12 protein-coding genes are annotated in these 15,921 nt (G+C 51.2%); 7 read left to right on the top strand and 5 right to left on the bottom strand.

Annotated features, from left to right (window positions below):
• Positions 1–203 precede the first annotated feature (203 nt).
• A complete protein-coding gene (locus tag HX773_RS17045; protein WP_176972512.1) occupies positions 204–1,178 on the top strand; it encodes a UV damage endonuclease UvsE in 975 nt (324 codons plus the stop codon).
• Here HX773_RS17045 and HX773_RS17040 read toward each other — a convergent pair.
• The 3 genes from HX773_RS17040 to HX773_RS17030 are packed head-to-tail and all read right to left on the bottom strand — an operon-like array spanning position 1,165 to position 3,651.
• Positions 1,165–1,638: an OmpA family protein gene (locus tag HX773_RS17040; protein ID WP_176972511.1), complete on the bottom strand. Its 474-nt coding sequence runs from the start codon at positions 1,636–1,638 to the stop codon at positions 1,165–1,167. The genes HX773_RS17045 and HX773_RS17040 overlap by 14 nt on opposite strands.
• The gene (locus HX773_RS17035; RefSeq protein WP_176972510.1) at positions 1,635–2,849 is read right to left on the bottom strand and encodes a diguanylate cyclase domain-containing protein; all 1,215 of its coding nucleotides are present in this window, start codon (positions 2,847–2,849) and stop codon (positions 1,635–1,637) included. Before HX773_RS17035 ends, HX773_RS17040 begins: the two co-directional genes overlap by 4 nt.
• A 1-nt stretch (position 2,850) precedes the next feature.
• Positions 2,851–3,651 carry a YfiR family protein gene (locus tag HX773_RS17030; protein WP_255433252.1) on the bottom strand — a complete coding sequence of 267 codons (801 nt, stop codon included), beginning with the start codon at positions 3,649–3,651 and terminating at the stop codon, positions 2,851–2,853.
• Positions 3,652–3,893: 242 nt separating this feature from the next.
• Between HX773_RS17030 and HX773_RS17025 the strand changes: the two genes are divergently transcribed.
• Complete coding sequence (locus HX773_RS17025; RefSeq protein WP_176972509.1) at positions 3,894–5,942, top strand: FUSC family protein; 2,049 nt, start codon at positions 3,894–3,896, stop codon at positions 5,940–5,942.
• A 174-nt stretch (positions 5,943–6,116) separates the two neighbouring features.
• Here the strand turns inward: HX773_RS17025 and HX773_RS17020 are convergent, their stop codons facing one another.
• Together HX773_RS17020 and ascF are read right to left on the bottom strand one after the other, a co-directional pair.
• A complete protein-coding gene (locus tag HX773_RS17020) occupies positions 6,117–7,553 on the bottom strand; it encodes a 6-phospho-beta-glucosidase (protein WP_176972508.1) in 1,437 nt (478 codons plus the stop codon).
• Between the two features lie 11 nt (positions 7,554–7,564).
• Positions 7,565–9,016, bottom strand: a complete 1,452-nt coding sequence (ascF, locus tag HX773_RS17015; RefSeq protein ID WP_176972507.1) for a PTS cellobiose/arbutin/salicin transporter subunit IIBC — start codon at positions 9,014–9,016, stop codon at positions 7,565–7,567.
• A 250-nt stretch (positions 9,017–9,266) separates the two neighbouring features.
• Here ascF and HX773_RS17010 point away from each other — a divergent pair, with 250 nt between their 5' ends.
• The 5 genes from HX773_RS17010 (at position 9,267) to HX773_RS16990 (ending at position 15,909) form a co-directional block, all read left to right on the top strand.
• A complete protein-coding gene (locus HX773_RS17010; RefSeq protein ID WP_176972506.1) occupies positions 9,267–10,286 on the top strand; it encodes a LacI family DNA-binding transcriptional regulator in 1,020 nt (339 codons plus the stop codon).
• A 202-nt stretch (positions 10,287–10,488) separates the two neighbouring features.
• The gene (locus HX773_RS17005) at positions 10,489–11,559 is read left to right on the top strand and encodes an acyltransferase (protein WP_176972505.1); all 1,071 of its coding nucleotides are present in this window, start codon (positions 10,489–10,491) and stop codon (positions 11,557–11,559) included.
• A gap of 538 nt (positions 11,560–12,097) precedes the next feature.
• Positions 12,098–13,459, top strand: a complete 1,362-nt coding sequence (locus HX773_RS17000; RefSeq protein WP_176972504.1) for a GntP family transporter — start codon at positions 12,098–12,100, stop codon at positions 13,457–13,459.
• A gap of 469 nt (positions 13,460–13,928) precedes the next feature.
• Positions 13,929–15,446 (top strand): transcription antiterminator, encoded by a 1,518-nt coding sequence (locus HX773_RS16995; protein ID WP_176972503.1) that lies wholly within the window; start codon positions 13,929–13,931, stop codon positions 15,444–15,446.
• Entirely contained in the window at positions 15,436–15,909 is a 474-nt protein-coding gene (locus tag HX773_RS16990; RefSeq protein ID WP_176972502.1) for a PTS sugar transporter subunit IIA, read from the top strand. The genes HX773_RS16995 and HX773_RS16990 overlap by 11 nt, the downstream gene beginning before the upstream one ends.
• Positions 15,910–15,921: the final 12 nt, after the last annotated feature.

Here is a 15,921-nt window from a genome sequence, read left to right as displayed (position 1 = left end):
TGGCAAGACGGTATCTACAAAATCTGCTCATGTCAGCTTGCGGTCGCCATAAATGGCGACCCTACAAAACCACTCGTCTCACCGTAGGGTCGCCATTCATGGCGACCTTCTCATATCGCTCGTAAATGCTTCATTTATGGCGACCAACCGTGCACATTCCCTAATCACAGCTACACTATCAGGCTGATTAAACGGGGGATGAAATGAAATTAGGCTTTGCTTGTAAGTATCTGGATCAACAGGCTAAACAGCCTTATCCCTTCAAAAGCACCACCCGCACGCGCTTCCTCGGCCTCGATGATGATTCACGCATCACGCTGCTGAACCAGCTGGTGCAAAACAATCTGCACAATCTCTCTCTCACACTTGAACAGCTGGCCACACAGCCCGACGCGCTGCGCATGATGCGCATCGGCAGCGATCTGTTGCCGCTCTACACGGTGCCGCAAGCGACGCAGCTGTACGGTGAATTATTGCCCGATCTCACGCCGTTATTACGCCGCTGCGGCGAGCTGGCGCGTGCTAATAATATTCGTCTTTCGTTCCATCCCGGCCAATATACGGTGCTCGCCTCCGATAATGACGACGTGGTTGATCGCGCGATTGAGGATGTGGAGTATCACGCTACCTGCGCGGTATTAATGGGTTATGGCCGCCAGTTTCAGGATTTCAAAATCAATATCCACATGAACGGTAAAAAGGGCTTTGAGGGATTCCGCGCCGCGTTTCTGCGGCTCACTCCTGAAGCGCGCAATATGCTGACGGTGGAGAATGACGAAATATCCTGTTCGCTGGACGATGTGTTGCAGGCGCGTGAGTTGTGTCCGGTGGTGCTGGATATTCACCATCATTGGGTGAAAGAGAATCACTATATTCAGGCTGACGATGCGCGCATTGCGCTAATAAAAGAGTCGTGGCGCGGTGTGCGGCCAGTTTTACACTATTCGATTGCGCAGGAAGGTTTGATTCCCGATCACGGTTTCCCGCATCAGCAGGATTTAGCGGTGTCGAAAACCAAACTTCGCGCCCATGCCGATTATTACTTCAATCAGAGCTTAAATGATTGGGCGCTGTCGTTTAATGCCTTCGATATTATGTGCGAAGTGAAGATGAAGAATTTAGCGCGCGACCGTTTATATGATTATGCGATCGAGCGCCAGATCATCACGGCGCCGTAATCACAATCGCCACGCGGCGATTTTGCGCCCGGCCTTGCGGGTTATTATTGCTGGCAATCGGCGCGCTCATGCCTAATCCGCGCGTAATGACATTTTCGCGCGGAATCGCAGCGCCTTGCGCCCATTGTGTCGCCACGGCGTTGGCTCTTTTCAATGACAATTTCTGGTTGTAATCGGCTTTGCCGTAATTATCGGTATGACCGTCAATGCGCACATGATTAATGCCGGTTGCCGCCAGATTTTTCGCCATCGACTGAATATTCTCTTTACTGGCGGGAGTGAGCTCCGATTCGTTGACGCCAAACAGAATTTTGTCCGACAAGCCTAATCCCCAGCCTTCGCTATTTTGGCTGAAACCGGCATTACGCATCGCCGCTATTTGCTCGTCACTGAAACGTCCCTTTGCCTGGCAACCGACCAGCGCTAACACACACACCATCAGGAAAACTTTCATCTTCATATCCGCACCTTACTCATTCCCTTATTTTTGTACATGTTCATATCTGCGCGTTCCAGAATCGACTCAACCGTATCGCCGTGCTGCGACCATGCGTAGCCAATGGTCACCGAGGTGGAAATGGGTGTGCCTTCAGCAATGACAATTTTCTCGCTGATAGTTTGGTTAATATCCTGCATCAGCAACTGCAATTGCGCCTCGCTGGCGCGGCTGCTCACTAGCATGGCAAACTCATCGCCGCCTAAACGGGCAACTAAATCCTGTTTATACGCCAGTGCGGAAAGGCGCGAACCAATGGCTTTCAGCACTTCATCACCGGCGGCGTGGCCCCAGTTATCGTTAATGCTCTTGAAGCGGTCGCCATCGAGAAACAGCAAAACGAAGCGCTCTTTCGCCAGTTGCTGATCGAGCAGCTGGGTCAATCGCGCCACAAAGGCGGCGCGGTTGGCGAGGCCGGTCAATGGATCTTCCAGCGCTTTGGCGGCCAGCGTGCGATTATCGCGGATCAGTGACGCCTGCAGCGTCTGCATCTCTGTCAGCAACGAGTTGAGGTCATCGGAAAACAGCTGAAACTCGCGCGTCGGACTTTCCGGAATACGTAAGGAAAAATCACCGGAATGGATCACGTAGTGAATTGAGCTGGTGATATTGCGCAGCGAGGCAAGAATGCCGCGATGGAGAAATTCACTGAGCATGAAGGAGATAATTAACACGCACAGCATGCCGCTGGTCAGAATCATCAGTGAATAACGGATGAAATCGGCCGCGCCGGTGACGGTGCCTTCCAGCGTCAGCGTACCGACATTGGCTTCCGAGTGGTTAATATTCACGCTAAGCGGTTTGAGATAAATCCACTCACGTAATAAACGCGGATACCAGCCGGTTTGTTCCTGTTGATCATGCCAGTCAACTAAAACAGTTTGATCGTCAGTCACCAGTTTCGCCGAATCGAACATGCCTTCATTGCCGAGGCGCGCGATTTTATTATGCGCGTCGTAGCTGTCTTCAAATACCGTGGCGGCTGTCAGCGTGGTGCTGAGCGTGGCGGCAATTAATTCCAGATTTCTTTTCTCGTAGCTTTTAATAAACAGCAGGGAAGTCGATGAGAGCAGCAGCCAGCACAGCAGTAAAATCACTGCAGAGTTGATGGTGCTAATCTTGCGCAGTTTGTTGCGAATCGATGATTTGTCATTTATTGAATTTTCTATTTTCATCTTATTTGCTTCCATTGCGGGACAGCAACAGCACGTCCGGACTCACCTTAACGCCGCTCCTGGCAAGCGAATCAAGGTTGACTGAGAACAGCGTGTGATCTGATTTAAAGATCAGGCAGAAGGCGGCGCCAATGGTGCATTCCGCATTGTTTTCAGCGAGGGTCAATACCGCTTTACCTTTGAAGTGATCAAACAGTTCAACCTGGTGTTGCGGCGTCTGATCGCCAAAATAGACCGCATCGCAATGTTGCGTTGCCAGTTCACTTTCGCTGGCGAGATAAACCACGCTAAATGGAACGGCTGAGGGCACGCTATTTTGTGGCAATGAGAGATGCTGCGCGGAGGAAAATACGCAGAGCTGAGGCGCGCCAGTTAAACCCGGCCAATGGGTAAAACTAATAATGCCGCTGACAATGCGATTGGCTTTATCGTCTTTTATTTCAGCAATGGCTGAGCGAGAAATAAACAGCAGCAGAAAAAGGGCAGTTACGACGATTTTGCAGATGTGGAGCAGGGAAAGCAGCACGTCGGCTTCCCAATGAAGTTGATGTTTACGTAACATACTGCGTTCCCGAAAGTTCTTCGCATTATTCAGCGCGCAAATATTACCATAATGCTCGCTAGTTAAGACATAAACACTAATATTACAGAGCGCACCTTCCGTAGCGGCGCGATTTATCGCGCAATAAATTGCGCCGCTACGATGCGTGCGTGTAGAAAGCTCATCATCTCTGCGCGAAATTATTTTATGGATAAACGACCAAAAAGGGCGCATTTCACCGAAATGTGATCCAGCACACATTTATTGTCCTGATAACTGATGTGCGTTAAAGCGCCTTAAAACGCTGATGACGCGTAAATTAGCGACAAAACCGCATCTTTCCCGTGTGCTTTCATTAGCCGTGCTTACGCTTTCCCGCCACGTACCAACCTCGCGATGAACATGGTTTTCGATTACGAAACAATTCGACATATTTATCGAGGTGAGGCTTTTTCACATTCTGGCAGGATACGCAACATTCAGTACATCCTGGTCACCGTGTCATGCAGTGGTTTTCAAAAAACGCCGTTTTTTTTGCTGTAAAAACCTGTCTGGCCGCCTTTCTGGCACTCTATTTCGCACTCGAACTGAATCTGGATAAACCGGCCTGGGCGGTGACCACAGTTTTGCTCGCGTCGCAGCTCTATTCCGCCTCCACCATTTCCAAATCGGTGTTTCGCCTGCTCGGGACATTATTAGGCGGCGTGTTCGTCTTTTTTATCTTTCCGCCGACCGTGCAGCATCCGTTGCTGTTCTGTTTCTGCATTTCGCTGTGGGTCAGCGTTTGCCTCTATCTGTCGCTGCACGACCGCACGCCGAAGAGTTACGTGTTTATGCTGGCCGGTTACAGCGCGGCGATCATGGGTTTTCCGGAAGTCACCACGCCGCTGTCGATCACCAGTACGGTGATTTCGCGTATTGAAGAGATCACGCTCGGCATCGTCTGTAGCAGCCTGGTGCATGCGCTGCTGTTTCCGGTATCGATGCGCAGCCTGCTGGAGCAGAGCGTCAGCCATTGGTATCTCAACGCGCGCAAACTGTGCAGCGATCTGCTTTCCGGCATTCCCAGTGACAGTTCGCCCGAGCGTGACGATATTCTGATCCGCATGGCAACGCATCCGCAGCAGGTGGAAGTGCTGATCACCCACTGCGTCTATGAAGGTGACGCCGCGCGGCGACTGATTCGCCTGGTGAGCGTGCAGTATCAACATCTTTCCTATTTGATCCCGACGCTCACGGCTATCGAGATGCGCCTGCAGCGGCTCTCGACACTGCAGATCGCCTTTCCGGAAAACGTGGCGCAAACCTTTCAGCTGTTTCTGCAATGGCTCAACGACGGTGAAGCGGTAGGGGAAACCAGCGGCATCCAGCAGACGTTGAGCGCTTGTCAGGGCGAACTTAACCTCGCCTGGCAAAACGGCGAATTGCCTACTGAAAACTGGCTGCTGTTTACCGGATTAATGGAACGCCTGGCGGATTTCGTGCGCATTGCTGGAGCCTATCAAAGCGTCGGCGGATTGGTGAGCGATCTGTCGGGCGACACCACACTGGCGCGCGGCAAACGCACGCACCGCTTTTTCGATAAAGGGTTGATCCGACTTTCGGCATTAACCGCGTTCTGTGCCACCTTCGGTTCCTGCTTGCTGTGGATGGGATCGGGTTGGCGTGATGGCGCATCGGCACCGGTGATGGCGGCAATTCTCTGCTCATTGCTCGCCAGCCAGGATACGCCGCTGACCTCGATGAAGCTGTTTGTGCGTGGCGTGATCGTGGCGATCATTATCAGCGTGATTTACGTGGCGCTTTTGATCCCGCAAGCCACCTCGTTTGAAGCGCTGATGATTTGTCTCGCGCCCGGCTTGATGATCCTGGCGCTGATGATCGCGCGTCCCTCGACCAATATGATTGGCCTGAGCGTGGCGATTCAGATCCCCGGCTTTATTGGCCTCGGCCACCATTTAAAACCCGATCTGGTGCTGCTGATCAACAACGCGATTGCCACCATGGCGGGCGTGATGTTTGCAGTGATCATCACCGCCATCATGCGCAACAAACGCCCATCGTGGACCGCGCGCCGCGCCGTGCGGCAAGGTCTGCGTGAGCTGCTGCGCTTTATTAAAGAGACGGAACGAAATGGTTCATCACTGCTGGGACGTCAACGTTTTATCAGCCTGATGCTGGATAAAGTGAATGTGGTGTTGCCGCGTTTACGGCTCGATCCGCATCCCGATATGCGTTCAGCTGGCATGTTGCTCAAGGAAGTGTGGTTGGGCGTGAACAGTTTTGATTATTACGCGCGCCACAAAGAGCTGCTGCAGCAATATCATCTGGATAGCGGACAGATGTTTCATGAGCTGGCGCTGTTCCTCAAGCGCCGCCTGAAGTCACTGCAAACGCCGCCGCATGCGGATTTGCAGCAGGAGCTGGATGTACTGCTGCTGAAGCTGGAACAACTGGCGAAGCACGACGAAAGGGTGCTGACGCCGCTGTTTCATCTGTTCAGTATCCGGCTTTATCTGTTCCCGCAACAAGCATGGCCAATCATTAAGTAGGGTCGCCATTCATGGAGTAATGCTCGTCAGTTAAGACATGAAACCCTCATTACCGAGAGCACACATTGTAGCGGCGCAATTCATTGCGCGATAAATCGCGCCGCTACGGAAGGTGCGGTGATTTGAAACGGCGCTTAACTGATCGGCATTACGCCATTCATGGCGACCACCTATTTACAACGCCTCCAGATTCCGCCCGTTGCTGGCGATCACCTGCTTGTACCACCAGAACGATTTCTTGCGGATACGTTCCAGGCTGCCGTTGCCTTTGTCATCACGATCGACATAAACAAATCCGTAGCGCTTACTCATTTCGCCGGTCGAGGCCGCCACCAAATCGATGCAGCCCCACGTGGTATAACCGATCAGTGGAATGCCATCGGCAATCGCTTCGCCCATCGCCTGAATATGCTCTTTCAGATAGCTGATGCGGTAATCGTCGTGAATCTCGCCGTCGGCATTGATTTCATCGTGCGCGCCGAGGCCGTTTTCCACCAGGAACAGCGGCTTCTGGTAGCGGTCATACATCATGTTCATGGTGATGCGCAGACCCAGCGGATCAATGCCCCAGCCCCAATCGCTGCGTTTTACATGCGGATTGGTCAGCGATTTCACCACGTTGGCGGCGCTGCTGTTTTGCTCGTTCATCTCTGCCGAGGCGCAGCGTGAGGCGTAATAGCTGAAAGAGACGAAATCAACGGTGTGACGCAGCGTAGCGGCATCTTCCGCCTCCATCGCAATCTCCACGCCTTTCTCGCGGAACACCCGCGCGGCATACGAAGGATAAGCGCCACGCGCCTGCACATCGATAAAGAACAGGTTTTCACGATCCTTCTCCAGCGCGGCCCACACATCTTCCGGCTTACATGACCACGGATAAAAGTTGCCGCCCGCCAGCATGCAGCCAACCTGGTTTTCCGGGTTAATTTCATGGGCGATTTTAGTCACCAGCGCGCTTGCCACCAGCTCGTGATGCGCCGCCTGATACTTCACCTGCTCCGGGTTTTCGCCGGGTTCGAACACCAAACCTGCGCCGGAAAACGGGCTGTGCAGCAGGATATTGATCTCGTTAAAGGTCAGCCAATACTTCACCAGACCGTTAAACTCTTCAAAGCAGGTACGCGCGTAACGGCTGAAAAATTCGATCATTTTGCGATTGCGCCACGAACCGTATTCGGTCACCAAATGCATCGGCACATCGAAGTGGCACAGCGTCACCAGCGGCGTAATGCCATATTTCTGGCACTCTTCAAACAGGCTGCGATAGAACGCGATGCCTTCCGCATTTGGCGTCAATTCATCGCCTTGCGGATAAATACGGCTCCAGGCAATCGAGGTGCGGAACACGGTAAAACCCATTTCTGCCATCAGCGCAATATCGTCTTTGTAGCGACGGTAAAAATCGATGGCGTTATGGCTTGGGTAATATTCATCGCTGCGCAGTTCGAAGCGCTTCTCCTGGCCCAATTTTACTGGCATGCGATGCGCGCCGTGGGGGATCATATCCACCGTGGTTAAGCCTTTACCGCCAGCCAGATAGCTCCCCTCTGACTGATTCGCGGCTAACGCGCCGCCCCACAAAAATCCCTCTGGAAATGTCACTTCAGACATAAAAACCTCGTTTACACCTTGGATAAATTAACGTTGGCGGGTTTGGCATCATCCGTCACCGGCTTTGTCTGCGCAGGTTCGGTGACCGGGATATCTTCAAAGCCGAGAATCAACGTCAGAATGAAGGAGAGCACCACCGATAACACCATCACACCGGCGACCCACACGATGCTCATCGGATTGGTGGGATCGAAAAACTGTACGCTGGTGAACAAGCCAGGCGAGGCCATCGAATGGCTGGCGAGCCCACCAATCCCAGCCACCGCGCCGCAGATAAAGCCGCTGATCAGGCTGGCGATCAGCGGACGTTTCAACCTGACCGCCACGCCATACAGCGCCGGTTCAGAAATGCCCGCCACAATCGCCGATGCCGCCGCTGCAAACGCGGTTTGACGCAGTTCAGGGTTTTTGGTTTTGAATGCCACCGCCAGCGAAGAACCGCCCAGCGACAGATTGGCCCCGATCTCCGACGGCATTACCATGCCTTCTTTGCCGGTTTCGGCGATGGTTTGGATGATGGTTGGGGTAAACACGCGATGCATCCCAGTCATCACCAGCAGCGGCCACAGTGCGCCCATAATCGCCACCGACAACCAACCAAGATAGCCGTGAATGGTGTAGACCAGCGCCGAAATGCCGCTACCAATCCAGATGCCGATTGGTCCAATCAGCACAATGGCAATCGGTGCGGCCACCAGCACAATCAGCATTGGCTTAAGGAAGTTCTTGGTTACCGCAGGCGTGATGCGATCAACCCAGTATTCGATGTGCGACAGAATCCATGTCATCACCAACGCCGGAATAACCGTGTAGGTGTACTTCACCGCTGTCACCGGAATGTAGGCAAATTCCACTGCCTGGCCTTGCGCGGCTTTCGCCATCAAATCGACAAAGTTGGGATGCACCAGCACGCCCGCAATGGCAATCGCCAGCGACATGTTGGTTTTGAATTTCAGTGCGGCTGAGGCGGCCACCATAATCGGCAGGAAGAAGAACGCGCCGTCACCAATCACGTTGAGGATGATCAGTGTGGAAGAGCCTTTCTCCAGCACGCCGCTCATCTCCAGCACCATTGCCAGCAGCTTCACCATCGAGCCACCAATAATCGCCGGGATCAGCGGCGACATGGTGCCCACCAGCGCATCCAGAATGCCGGCACCGATGCTGCGCAGGGTGATTTTGCGTTTCACTGGCGCCGCGCCATCGCTATTCGGCGTACCGAGCTTCAATACTTCCTGATAGGCGAGGTTGACGTTGTTACCAATGATCACCTGACACTGCGTGTCGGTGTGCACCACGCCCATCACGCCGGGAATGGCTTTCAGCGTGGCGTTATCAATGTTTGCGCTGTCTTTCACCACGAAACGCAGGCGCGTCATACAGTGCGTCAACGCTTCGATATTGTTCAGGCCGCCGAGCGCAGCCACGATGGCGCGCGAGACATCCGCATAATTTTTAGCCATGGATTTTTGATCTCTGATTATTTAGTAGAGGTACAACGGTTTTCTGCGTGATTTTTAATCATGAGAAACCGGTTTCACAAAATCATGAAGATGTGATGGAATCCAGGCAAGAGATTTAAACTTCGATAGTTGAAAGTGTGAAGTTGATCGCTGTAAGTAACAAGGCAGCCATAACGTTGTGGCAGAAAAATTGCCGTCTATTTCGTAGCTTAGGTACACTGATGCGATGAGCATGGAAAAAGAGTGAAACATGGCGACCATAATCGAGGTGGCAAAAGTAGCAGGCGTATCGAAAGCGACCGTGTCGCGTGTGCTGTCTGGTAATGGCTATGTCAGCCAGGAAAAACGCGAGAAGGTCTATCAAGCGATTGCCGCTACCGATTTCCGTCCTAACTTGCTGGCGCGCAATCTGGCGACCAAATCCAGCCAGACGATTGGGCTGGTGATCACCAACACCTTGTACACCGGCAGCTACTTCAGCGAGCTGATGCAGCACTCCGCGCGCCTGATGGAACAGCAGGGACGTCAGCTGCTGCTGGTGGATGGTAAACACAGCGCCGAAGAGGAGCGTGCGGCCATTCAGTTCCTGCTCGATTTGCGCTGCGATGGCGTGATCATCTATCCGCGTTTTCTCACCACCGATGAAATGGACAGCATCATCGCGCAGCACAAACACCCGATTTTGGTGATCAACCGCCGTCTGCGCCAGCACGACAGTTACTGCATTTACTCGGATCAGCAGCACAGCAGCAGTGCAGCGGTGGAGCAACTGATTGCGCTGGGCCATCGCGAAATCGCCTTTATCACCGGTTCGCTGGATTCGCCGACCGGCCGCGAACGCCTGGCGGGCTACCACGCGGCGCTAACCAAACATGGCATTGCCGTTGAGGATGCGCTGGTAGTCGAAGGAAAATGGCAGGCGCAAAACGGCATGACAGCGGTGGAACAGTTGCTGAAGCAGGGCAGAAACTTCACGGCGCTGGTGGCCAGCAACGATGATATGGCGGTGGGCGCGCTCAAAGCGCTGGCGGCCGCGCAGATTGCGGTGCCTGCTCAAGTGGCGGTGATCGGTTTCGATGACATCCCGCTAGCACCGTTTACCATTCCGGCGTTATCCAGCGTGAAAATGCCGGTAACCGAGATGATTCAGGAAACCATTGAACGTCTGATTTCCATGCTGGATGGCGGCGAAATGCGCAATGACAAAACCTTTGCCGGTGAGTTAATTATGCGTGAATCAGTCGGGCCGGGACCGCATCACCATCAGTGATGAAAAATTGGGGTTTCTGATTCCAGTCATTTAGTCACTGATATTGGTTAAGAATCCATTTATTTTTCTATTAATAAATGGCTTTATTTTATAAAGAGACTCTTATTTTAATCTGCGTTAATCAGAATTAGCCTGATTGATTGTAAAACTCTGTCAGTGCTAATTTGACTTTACTCATCCAGTCATCTTTCCTGAGGGAATTATGCACGCACGTATAACGCACCTTGATGGTATGCGCGGTTTAGCGATCCTACTGGTTATTGGCTATCATGCTTACGCGCGATGGCCGGAATTATTGCCTTATGTTGCGCAAACACAACATATCCCACTTTTTAGCTTTGGCTGGCTCGGCGTAGAACTGTTTTTCATGATCTCAGGATTTGTCATTTTCATGACGCTAGATAAATCCGACAGCTATATCAGTTTCCTGAAAAAGCGCTGGCTGCGCCTGTTCCCCGCCATGTTTATTGCCAGCATGTTGCTGTTCGCACTGGGCGGTTTCTTCCCGGAATGGTCAGCCATGACGCCTTACGTCAGGAATCTGCTGCCCGGTTTAATATTTACCAACCCGGAAACCCTGACGCAATTAACCGGCATTGAATTTAAATCAATGGCGGGATCGTTTTGGTCGCTGTATGTCGAAGCGGTTTTCTATCTGATTATTGGCGCGGTTTATTTCACCCTGGGCCGAAAATATTGTTTGCCGGCGTTACTGGTGCCGATGTTGCTGTTATCCGCCTCGTCGGTATTAAAATCGCTCGGACATCCGCTGCCGATTGATATTATTTCTAAGTTCGGCTTTATTCATTATTCCTGGTTTATGGTGGGCTGCCTGGTTTATGAACGCATGCACGGTCGCGATAAACTGTTCCATTACGCGATTGTGGCACTGGCGATGCTGATTAACTTCAGCTATTTCGTGAAGAATGCTGGCGTGATAACCATTATTCCGTTGCTAATGGTGATGGTGTTCTTTATCGCCAGTTTCTACTCAAAACAGATGGAGCGCTGGCTTTCGATACGCTTCCTGACGGCGGTAGGATTTGCGAGTTATGCATTCTATCTGATTCATGAAAACCTGATGATCGCCACGCTGATTAAACTTAACGTCTATATCAAGAGTGAATTCGTCATGCTGCTGATGCCGCTAGTGGTCGCCAGCGTGCTCTACTACATCGCTTTCCTGATCACCAAATATGCCGAACCGGCGCTGCGAAATATGCTGAAGGGGAAACGGGTTCCCGCCGCACCGCAATCCGGCGCTGGGGCTTAATGCCTTAACATCTCCTTCATGCGGATCATCAATCCCTGGCATTTATCGCGCCGGGGATTTTTTTAACCATTCCCTCCGCCTCTTTTACTGTCATCGCATTAAACACGCTGCAACTCCCGCCTGCGTTTTAACATATTTTCACATCTTAAAGAGTTTCCACTCTTCGTCACGCTGCGCATTGAAACTAACTCATTCGGGTGAGGCCCTGAGGCGCGAGGCTGCGCGGTTTTGTAGAGATATGAAATGTAATGTGAAGAATTGTTATTTCAAGCGTTATGCGGTGTGTTTTGTGAAGCCAGGCACGTTTATTTAACAATAAAGCTGTCAGGCTTAACACTAACAAACAAATATTAACGTAATTTAACAAGGAGGGTTGCGAGTGCGACAGATCAACACGGTAGTAAGCGGTTTGGGTTCATTGATTGTTAAAAAGTAACCCACCGTACGGTTCATATCCCGCGGGAATGAGTCGTTTTTAGCTTCACCTTGCGCCAACACCATTTTTACCTGCTGAAAAAAATTATTAGAGGTCTTTCTGATGTCCACGACGTTGTTATTAACCATCGCGCTGGCAAGCGTGATTTTGCTGTTACTTCTGGTAATAAAAGCAAAAGTTCATCCCTTTATTGCACTGCTGGTGTCCAGCTTATTCGTGGCGATAACCACCGGAATTCCTACCGGCGAGATCATGAAGGTGATTCTTGGCGGCATGGGCGGTTTGCTGGGTAACATCGCGCTGATTATTGTTTTGGGCGCAATACTCGGGGCGATTATTGAAGCCTCGGGTGGCGCGGATGCGCTGGCCAATCGCTTCGCGAAACTGTGCGGGCCGCAACGCATGGTGGCAGCATTGACCACGGTGGCCTTCATCCTCGGCTTACCGGTGTTCTTTGATGTTGGCTTTATCATTGTGGTACCGCTGATTTACGGTTTCACCAAAGTGCTGCGCGTATCAACGCTGAAGTTTGGTTTACCGATGGCCGGTATGATGCTGATGGTACATGTCACCGTGCCAACCCATCCGGGCCCCGCTGCGGCCGCTGCGCTGCTGAATGCGGATTTGGGCTGGTTGATGCTGCTGGGCATTGCGCTCTCTATTCCCGTTGGCGTTGTCGGTTACTTCGCGGCTAAAGCGATCAATCGCAAAAATTACACGCTGTCAGTTCAGGTGCTCGAGCAACTGCAATTAACCGAAACCAGCGAGCAGACGCCATCCAGCCAGGAAAAGCAAAATGTGCCAGGTGCGTGGGTGATCTCCGGGTTAATCATTCTGCCTATTTTGCTGATTACGCTGGGCACGCTGTTGCCGCCATACTTAACGCCAGACAGCTTGTTACTCAACACCTTAACCTTGCTCGGCTCGCCAGGCATTGCTTTGCTGGTGACCGTGGCGTTAGCCGCATGGTTGCTGGGTATTCGTCGAGGCTGGTCGAAAGACAAACTGGAAAGCTTATCGAATAACGCTATTTCCACAGCAGCGGGCGTAATTTTGGTATCCGGCGCGGGCGGGGCATTTGGTCGCGTACTGGTGGAATCTGGCGTGGGTAAAGCGCTGGCGGGTTCGCTGCAAACCATTAATCTGCCGCTCATCCCAGCCGCATTTATTCTGTCGTTAGCGCTGCGCGCCTCGCAGGGTTCCGCTACCGTTGCCATCGTCACCACCTGCGGCTTGTTAAGCACCGCGGCCGCTGGACTGGGTGACATGCAGTTGGTATTGGTTGCGCTGGCCGCCTGCTTCGGTGCGCTCGGCTTGTCGCACGTCAATGATTCCGGCTTCTGGGTGGTCACGCGTTATCTCGGCCTGTCGGTTGCCGATGGTTTGAAAACCTGGACAGTGCTGACCACCATTATGGGATTAAGTGGTTTTGCGCTGACGTGGCTGATTTGGGCGATGATTTAAGCTCAGGGCAGGATAGCGAATCCTGCCTGGCACGGTTCTCCCGCTTTATCTGTCTCTTGGTCCGGTGATCAAGAGACAGCTTCCTCTGATCACCTGCACCAATATTTGAAATCATCTCTCGCTTTGTCGACGTATTATCATTAATAAATTTTAAGCTAGTGGTTCTTTTTGGCCGAAAGTAGTCGTTAATTTCATTTCCACTTCGATATACATCACACTTTTGACGCTGAGAAATTTATTGCGTGATGTTTTTATAAAAAATGATAACTCTGTCAACCTGACATGGCTTTAATCCAGGCCGCAATATAATCACCTCGCTTTAAAACACTTGCCGTCTAAATCAGGCAAATTTAAGTGTTCAATGATATGTCCATCTTCTGCCCATCATTTAGTATTTTCCTCGTTACTTATCTCTCGTATAACCGTATCCATGGTAGGTAACGGTGAAAAACAACCAAGGTCGTCAAGAATGACAGCACTGAACCAACGACAAAGCGGCATTATTGATTTTCTGACCGCGGAGAATGATTGGGTTCCGGCGAATCGGGTCGCTGAAGCTCTCGACATTTCTGTCAGTACATTGCGAAGAGATATTGATGTTATCAATGAGTTTTGTTCCGACAATCAACGTCGCATTATCAGCAAGCCGGGGTTGGGTTTGCGCTTTGATGGCGGTTCCGTTTTCTCGCGCAGCGCATTACCGGTCAGCGAACAGCAGCACGAAATATTGGGGACTAAACGTTTAGTCGGCATTACTACCGATTTGCTGACGCAATCACCCGCGCCATTATCTCTCAGCGCGCTATCAGAGAAATTCTTTGTCAGCCGATCTTCTATCGTGGAGGATTTAAAGAAGGTTGAAGCCTGGCTGGCAACATTCTCTTTGGTGCTGATTCGCGACCATTCAGGCACCTATATCCACGGTAACGATCTGGATATACGCATGGCGTTGAAAGAGATCATCACCGTCAGCGTATTAAATCATTATCAAACGGCGGATAGCCGCATTGATCGTTTCTCCCGAACCAAATTAGTCGATCAATTTGGCAAGGTGAATGTGGATAATTGCATCTCGTTAATTGCTTTGATTGAAGATGAATTAACCTGTGCAATCAGCGAGCCTTATTACACTAATCTCTTTTCGCATCTGCTGGTGACGATTCGACGCGCGGCAGGTCTTGCGGCGCATGCGGAGGTGCAAACCTATACGCGCTATGATGGCAAAGAGTGGGCGATTGCGGAGAAAGCCGTTAGCTGGTTGCAGGATGAGTACCGAATTATCTTACCGACGATTGAAGTGAGTTATATCTACCAATATCTGATTTCCTCAGGCCGCCATACGCTGACGCCAATTGATAGCCTTCCGTTACCGCTGAATAGCGAAGCCGATCGCTACGCCGATGGACTGATTCGTGAATCATCCGAAGATTTAGGCCTCGACCTTAGCCTCGATAAAAAACTGCGCCACGATTTGGCTCAGCATATTAAGCCGATGCTCAACCGACTCGCTTATGGCATCGCCATCCATAACCCGTTGCTGGATGAAATTAAAAGTGAACTGAGCAGCGCTTTTCATGCGGTGAAGAAGGCCGCCGACCGTATCAATCAAAAATACGGTTATGCGGATATTTCGGATGATGAGGTGGCCTATCTGACGATTTATCTCCAAACCGCGCTGGATAAATTCCGTGCTGCGAAGAAAATCATCATTGTGTGTTCCAGTGGCGTAGGGACATCGCAGTTGTTATCCAGTCGCATCAATCGTGCATTTCCCGAGTGGGAAATTATTGCCATCGTGCCCGGCAGCCAGCTTTCAAACACACTCGAAGTGAAAGAGTGCGATTTAATTATCTCAACTATCAAGTTAGAAGAGGTTGAATTACCGGTTGCCTATGTCTCAGCAATTTTCTCTAAGAAAGATATTGCGAGAGTTTCAGAAAGACTTTTTTCTGATGAAAATATGAAGGAGAAACATCATGCTGGATAAAGTGATAGTGTCAGATATTTTAACCCGCTCATGCGTGGTTACCGATTTAGTGGCGAGTAATAAACTTGAGGTGATTGAAACGCTATCTTCGCTGCTGTATGCAGAGAATATCATCAACGATAAAGCCTTATTTATTCAGGATGTGATTGCGCGCGAAGCGTTGGGGCCAACCGGTTTTGATAATCAGGTGGCGATTCCGCACGGTAAATCAGTGGCAGTGAATGAAACCCGCATGGCGGTGGCTAATTTACGCACGCCGGTTGACTGGGAAACCGAAGAGGACGTAGCCGTAAAACTGGTGATTTTATTTGCGGTACGTAATGCCGACAGCGGCATTGGTCATATTAAAGTTTTAGCCCGTGTCTCTGTCGCATTGGGTGATGATGAAATTGTTGAACGATTAATTAATGCCAAAACTAACGAAGAGTTATATCGGTTAATCGTCAATAATACCGGAGTATAAACTTTTTACCTG

Origin of the sequence: Pantoea sp. B9002, assembly GCF_013385945.1 — a bacterium.
GTDB lineage: Bacteria > Pseudomonadota > Gammaproteobacteria > Enterobacterales > Enterobacteriaceae > Pantoea.
Note: the sequence above shows the minus strand (reverse complement) of the source record. Positions and strands in the feature narration are given on the sequence as shown.

Coding starts and splice junctions, on each gene's coding strand:
- HX773_RS17010 (WP_176972506.1), top strand. CDS start 9,267: ATGGCGACCATAATCGAGGTGGCAAAAGTAGCAGGCGTATCGAAAGCG.
- HX773_RS17040 (WP_176972511.1), bottom strand. CDS start 1,638: ATGAAGATGAAAGTTTTCCTGATGGTGTGTGTGTTAGCGCTGGTCGGT.
- HX773_RS17000 (WP_176972504.1), top strand. CDS start 12,098: ATGTCCACGACGTTGTTATTAACCATCGCGCTGGCAAGCGTGATTTTG.
- HX773_RS17020 (WP_176972508.1), bottom strand. CDS start 7,553: ATGTCTGAAGTGACATTTCCAGAGGGATTTTTGTGGGGCGGCGCGTTA.
- HX773_RS17030 (WP_255433252.1), bottom strand. CDS start 3,651: ATGTGTGCTGGATCACATTTCGGTGAAATGCGCCCTTTTTGGTCGTTT.
- ascF (WP_176972507.1), bottom strand. CDS start 9,016: ATGGCTAAAAATTATGCGGATGTCTCGCGCGCCATCGTGGCTGCGCTC.
- HX773_RS16990 (WP_176972502.1), top strand. CDS start 15,436: ATGCTGGATAAAGTGATAGTGTCAGATATTTTAACCCGCTCATGCGTG.
- HX773_RS17025 (WP_176972509.1), top strand. CDS start 3,894: ATGCAGTGGTTTTCAAAAAACGCCGTTTTTTTTGCTGTAAAAACCTGT.
- HX773_RS16995 (WP_176972503.1), top strand. CDS start 13,929: ATGACAGCACTGAACCAACGACAAAGCGGCATTATTGATTTTCTGACC.
- HX773_RS17005 (WP_176972505.1), top strand. CDS start 10,489: ATGCACGCACGTATAACGCACCTTGATGGTATGCGCGGTTTAGCGATC.
- HX773_RS17045 (WP_176972512.1), top strand. CDS start 204: ATGAAATTAGGCTTTGCTTGTAAGTATCTGGATCAACAGGCTAAACAG.
- HX773_RS17035 (WP_176972510.1), bottom strand. CDS start 2,849: ATGAAAATAGAAAATTCAATAAATGACAAATCATCGATTCGCAACAAA.